3 protein-coding genes are annotated in these 6,659 nt (G+C 39.4%); all 3 read right to left on the bottom strand.

The annotated features are described in order from the left end of the window. Positions 1-1,151, bottom strand: a 1,151-nt coding sequence (locus tag BMX34_RS04075; RefSeq protein ID WP_092571057.1) for a restriction endonuclease subunit S, incomplete at its 3' end; no start/stop codon positions are given. Next, on the bottom strand, positions 1,144-2,748 hold the full coding sequence (locus BMX34_RS04070; protein WP_092571054.1) for a type I restriction-modification system subunit M: 1,605 nt from the start codon (positions 2,746-2,748) through the stop codon (positions 1,144-1,146). The genes BMX34_RS04070 and BMX34_RS04075, both read right to left, overlap by 8 nt. Before the next feature lie 267 nt (positions 2,749-3,015). Beyond that, positions 3,016-6,645, bottom strand: coding sequence for a DNA-directed RNA polymerase subunit beta' (gene rpoC, locus BMX34_RS04065; protein WP_092571052.1), 3,630 nt, complete (start codon positions 6,643-6,645; stop codon positions 3,016-3,018). Positions 6,646-6,659: the final 14 nt, after the last annotated feature.

Here is a 6,659-nt window from a genome sequence, read left to right as displayed (position 1 = left end):
TGATGAAGAGTGATAGTTTCATTTAAAGAAAAAGATACTTCTCCAATTTTCTTTTGTTCTTTAATATTTTTTGGGTATGAAATTACTAAATCTTTCACAATGCTTGCGGAAAGGTTTCCTTGCCCACCTTGTAAATAAGTAGATAAAATCTTATCTTTGTTATTAATTAACCAATATAGTAGGAATTTTTTATCTATTTTTATTGGTATAATAGCTAGAATTGCTTGATTAATAGCTCCTTTTATTTTGGATAAACTTGCTTCACCACTTGTAGCACCATACAAAGCCAGGAGAATATCTCCAACATTTACAAGTTTAGCTGAAGAATTTATTAAACCCGATTCCGAAATAAATAATTCTGTGGTTTCATTATATATTTCACCAGATCTGATAAAAGGGATATGTCCGTTATAATATTCTTTATTTTTTACCGATGGAGTACCTCCTGAAAAACACGTGATTAACTCCCCCAACTTACGCTGTTCCCAATCATCATCAAAACCTTTAAAACGGAGCTCAGGAACTTTTTCATTATTTTTTGGAAGTAATTTTTGTAAAAGTGCTTTTTTAAGTTTTTCTAAGCTTTCTAACTTTCGCTGATGAAGAGTGATGGTTTTGTCAAATTTTTGAAATAATTTACCTATTTTATTTTGCTCTACTTTTTCTTTTGGGATTTTAATTTTTGTTGTTAACAATTCATTTTTTGTGATGCCTTTTATGGAAGTTCCTTGTAATTTATATTTTAATTCTTGTAATATAAGAAATAACAAATTCACCGTAAATAATAGATCTGTTTTAATATCGACAAGTGAAATAAAATCTTGGCTAGTTGAATATTCATATTGAATTAGTGCAATTTTCCCAACACCAACTCTAGTAACAATAGCAATGGAATTCATCGGAATTAATTTGACAGAAGTTTCATCTATAGCTTTTTGAGTTATTTTCTTGTCAATATTCACGGAATATAGATTGCCCTCTATTAAATCAGATGACTGTATCCATGGAAGATTTCCATTCCAATACTCGCTATTTGTAGTACTTGGTGTGCCTCCTCCAATCGTAGAATTTGAAACTTCTTGTAACTTACGCTGTTCCCAATCGTCATTGAATCCTTGAAATCGTATGAAGGGTTGGCAACGTTTATTCAAGTGACCCACCCCCTAGAAGTAAGCGGAATTGTTCGAGTTCGGCTTGGGCTTCCGGTGTCGTACCTACCAATTGATCAAACATTTGTTGGAGTTCATTTTCGGCATCTTTAATTTCTTGATCAATAGATCGAATCTCCTGCATCACTTCAGCCATATTAATTGGCTCCTCTTCTTCGAAAGTATCTACATAACGAGGAATGTTCAGATTGAAGTCATTTTCAGCAACCTTTTCAAAAGTTGCCAAATACGCATATTTATCGATAAATTCTCTTTTCTTGTATGCTTCAATAATTTGATCAATGTGACTTTCTTCTAGAATATTTTGATTTTTTTCTTTTGTGAAGGTCTGAGAGGCATCAATAAAATAGACATCTTTGTGTGTTCGGTTCTTCTTTAAAATAATGACCGTGGTTGGAATAGAGGTATTGAAGAAAATCTTCTCTGGCAATCCGATTACTGTATCAATGGCCCCAAGTTCTAATAACTTTTTGCGGATTTTACCCTCGGCGCCACCACGAAAAAGAACTCCGTGTGGTAATACGATGGCCATCACACCATCTGGTTTTAAATGATAATAGCCATGCAACATAAAAGCCATATCTGCTTTAGATTTAGGCGCTAATACACCATACATGGCAAATCGGGGATCATCCAAAAAACCTTTGTTCGCTGTCCAATGAGCTGAATAAGGCGGATTCATTAATACTGCATCAAAGTTTGTTGGTTCATCAACTGGCCAGTCGTCATCTAAGGTATCCGCATTATTCAAGAAATGATTGGCTTCATCTACTCCATGAAGAATCATATTCATTCGAGCTAAGTTGAAAGTAGAATTGTTTAATTCCTGACCAAAGTATTGAGCTGTACCTGGTTCATTCGAGAATTTTTTTACATTTAAAAGCAATGACCCTGACCCACAAGTCGGATCGTATACGGTGAAACCTTTTTGATTTTCTTTACCCAATAAGACAATCCTTGTCATCAACTGAGAAACTGCTTGGGGCGTATAGAATTCTCCGGCTTTCTTACCAGAATCTGAAGCAAATTGGCCGATTAAATATTCATATGCATCACCCAGGACATCCCCTTGATGGGCTAGGTTTAAGGATGAAAGTTCCATCATAATTGAAGCGATGGTTTCATTTTGTTTTTGATAGGTATTTCCTAAGCGACGTGAATCTAGGTCAACGTCAGAGAACAAATTTTCATAAAGTTCAGAACTTTGTTCAATATTACGAAAACCTTGTTTAAGATCTTCTAATAGAAATTTTCCTTTGCGAATATCTTGAACTAATTTTGTAAAGGTGAGCTGGGGCTCAATAGTATAGGAGAACGAATCTTTAAGATTAAAAATTAAATCGTCATGAATATCCTCATCTTCATATGCCTCTGAATATGCTTTCTGAGCTTCTTCCAAATTTTGAATTGGTATTTCTAACAGATCAGCGGCCTCGACTAACATTCTATCCGATAAATATTTATAAAAAATAATCCCTAAAAGATAGTCTTTATACTCATTGGCATCCATTTTTGAACGTAAAATATTAGCACTATTCCATAAAGCTTGTGATAAACTCTTATAATTCTGAACTTCCATGTCAATCTCCATTCTCTTCACTATCGCTGCAAAACAGCATAATTACCTTCACTATACCACATATTTACGCATTCTATCTACACCGAGTGGGTACCTGATAAATTCTTTTCCTTTTCAATTTTGTGATACAAAGAAAATTTCTCCGACGAACTTGAGTCTTTTAGCTCCTCCTCCAAAAAACACAAAAAACGGTGCTGGTCAGGGCAATCCCTTTCCAACACCGTTTGTTTTGTTTCTATGGACTTATTCTGTTGGCAACATTGCTAGCTACTCTTCTTCCGCGAATTCGTCAATTTGGCTTTCAATAGCTGTTTGTTCAGCTGATGTATTGGTAACCACTTGACGGTAACGTTGCATACCGGTTCCCGCTGGAATTAACTTACCAATAATAACATTTTCTTTCAAACCAATTAATGGGTCCTTGTCACCCCGGATCGCTGCATCTGTTAAGACGCGCGTTGTTTCCTGGAAGGAAGCAGCCGAGATAAAGGAGTTGGTTTGTAAGGCAGCCTTGGTAATTCCAAGAATTACTGGACGAGCTGTTGCTGGCACTTCGCCAGACTTAATAATCTCTTCATTCGCCTTAGTAAAGTCAGCAATGTCTAATAAGGCACCTGGTAAGATATTGGTATCTGCCGGGTCCATAATTCGTACCTTGCGTAGCATTTGACGTACCATAACCTCAACGTGTTTGTCGCCAATTTCTACCCCTTGACCACGGTAAACTCCTTGAACTTCACGGAGTAAGTAGTTTTCTACAGTTAGTACATCGGTCACGCGTAATAATTCCTTCGGATCGATTGATCCTTCGGTCAAGGCTTGGCCACGTTCCACTTGGTCGCCGACTTTAACTTTCAAGCGGGCTTGGAAAGGAACGTTATAAGTACGCGTATCAGTAATACCTTTGATAGTGATATCTTTGGTTCGGTCTGAGGCTTTCTCTTCAATGGCTTCAACTTCACCAGCCACTTCAGTGATGGTAGCTTGACCTTTCGGATTCCGGGCTTCAAAGATTTCTTGAATCCGCGGTAACCCTTGAGTGATGTCGCCACCACCCGCAACCCCACCGGTATGGAAGGTACGCATGGTTAACTGAGTACCCGGTTCACCGATCGATTGGGCAGCGATGGTTCCGACAGCTTCCCCAACTTCAACTTCTTCACCCGTGGCCAAGTTTCGACCATAGCAGTGCTTACATACACCGTGGTTCGTATTACAAGTGAAGACAGAACGGATGGTTACTTTTTCAATACCAGCATTCACAATCTGAGCTGCGATATCTTCATTGATTAATTGATTACGACCAATAATCACTTCGCCAGTTTCTGGATGGTAGACTGTTTTTTGAGTGTACCGACCGATTAAACGTTCTTCCAGAGATTCGGTAATAGAGTTACCATCACGAATATCTTCAACGATAACCCCTTTTTCAGTTCCACAATCATCTTCACGAACAATGACATCTTGAGCCACGTCAACCAGACGACGAGTCAAGTAACCAGAGTCAGCGGTCTTCAAGGCCGTGTCGGTCATCCCTTTACGTGCCCCGTGAGTTGAGATAAACATCTCTAAGACAGATAGTCCTTCACGGAAGTTAGAAGTAATCGGTAATTCGATAATCTTACCACTTGGAGCCGCCATGTTCCCCCGCATTCCGGCTAATTGGGTAAAGTTAGAGATATTACCACGGGCCCCGGAGTCCGCCATCATATTAATGGAGTTCAATCTTGGTAGTTCTTCAACCAGATTATCTTGGATAGCGTCTTTAGCCTTTTCCCATGTACGAATTACATTATTATAGCGCTCGTCTTCGGTAATCAGACCACGACGATATTGTTTAGTAATCTTTTCAACCGTGCTATGAGCATTTTCTAAAATTTCTTCTTTCGATTCTAGACGGATTACGTCAGCAACGCCGACGGTGATCCCCGCTCGGGTTGAAATCTTGTATCCTTGATTCTTCATCTTATCGAGCATTTTAGAAGTTTCAGCTACTTTATAACGTTTGAAGACTTCGGCAATGATCTTACCAAGATATTTCTTCTTAAATGGATCTACCAATGGCATCTCAGCAATCGCTGCCTTGATGTCTGAGCCCGGTTCTAAGAAATATTTATCAGGAGTTTTCACTGTTAGGTTCTCAGTACTTGGTTCATTTAAGAATGGGAATTCTTTCGGCATGATTTGATTAAATAGAATTTTACCAATGGTTGTCACTAAGATCTTAGAGCTTTGTTCTTCGGTAAATTCCTTACCATTAGCCGCTAAGGCTTTGGCTGGAATTACTACCCGGGTATGTAGGTGGGCATAACCATTAACATAAGCAAGTTCTGCCTCACTTTCACTAGATAGAAGCATACCTTCGCCCTCACGACCAGCTTCTTCCATGGTTAGGTAATAGTTTCCTAGAACCATGTCTTGAGAAGGAGTCACGACCGGTTTTCCATCTTTTGGATTCAGAATGTGTTGAGCGGCCAACATTAATAATCGTGCTTCAGCTTGAGCTTCATGAGAAAGAGGCACGTGAACCGCCATTTGGTCACCGTCAAAGTCGGCGTTGTAGGCCTCACAGGCTAATGGGTGAAGTCGAATGGCTTTACCGTCGACTAATACTGGTTCAAAGGCTTGGATTCCCAAGCGGTGAAGGGTCGGTGCCCGGTTCAGTAGAACGGGATGTTCTTTGATAACTTCTTCTATCACTGGCCAAATTTGATCATCTTGGGTCTCAATCATTTTCTTAGCCATTTTAATATTTCCGGCAATTTCACGTTCTACTAATTCTTTCATCACGAATGGCTTGAACAATTCAATCGCCATTTCTTTTGGTAGACCACATTGATACATTTTTAGAGTTGGTCCAACTACGATAACTGAACGTCCAGAGTAGTCTACCCGTTTTCCTAGTAAGTTTTGACGGAAACGTCCTTGTTTCCCTTTTAGCATATGCGATAAAGATTTCAATGGCCGGTTACCAGGTCCGGTAACGGCACGACCGCGACGACCGTTATCAATCAATGAATCGACCGCTTCTTGAAGCATTCGTTTTTCATTTTGTACAATAATATCTGGAGCACCGAGATCTAACAACCGTTTCAAACGGTTATTCCGATTAATTACCCGACGATATAAGTCATTCAAGTCACTAGTTGCAAAGCGGCCCCCTTCTAATTGGACCATTGGTCGCAATTCAGGTGGAATGACTGGCAAAGCTTCCATAATCATTGAAGTTAATTTATTTCCAGATTCTAAGAATGAGTCTAGAATTTCAAGTCGACGAATCGCCCGTGTCCGTTTTTGGCCGGTGGCTGTCTTCAATTGTTCTTTCAATTCAGCAACTTCAGCTTCAAGATTAACTTGTTTTAATAAGTCGCGAATCGCTTCAGCCCCCATCTTAGCTACGAAACGATCTCCGTATTCACGTTTACGTTCACGATATTCTAATTCAGAAAGTAGGGCTTTGTGTTCTAAGATTGTATCACCTGGATCAATCACGATATAAGAAGCAAAATAGATGACTTCTTCCAGCAAGCGTGGACTTAAATCTAAGACCAAGCCCATCCGGGAAGGAATCCCTTTAAAATACCATACATGGGTTACGGGGGTGGCTAATTCAATATGGCCCATCCGTTCGCGCCGAACTTTGGAACGTGTGACTTCAACCCCACAACGTTCACAAACCCGTCCTTTATAACGAATACGTTTATATTTTCCACAAGCACATTCCCAGTCTTTGGTTGGACCAAAGATCCGTTCATCGAACAGACCATCTTTTTCAGGTTTGAGGGTCCGGTAGTTAATCGTTTCTGGTTTCTTGACTTCACCGTATGACCATGAACGAATTTTTTCTGGGGATGCCAATCCAATTTTCATGGATTCAAATGTATTCACATCGATCAAAAGGCTAACCTCCT

This window comes from Ignavigranum ruoffiae (genome assembly GCF_900110675.1).
GTDB lineage: Bacteria > Bacillota > Bacilli > Lactobacillales > Aerococcaceae > Ignavigranum > Ignavigranum ruoffiae.
This window is presented reverse-complemented; position numbering and strand designations above follow the sequence as displayed.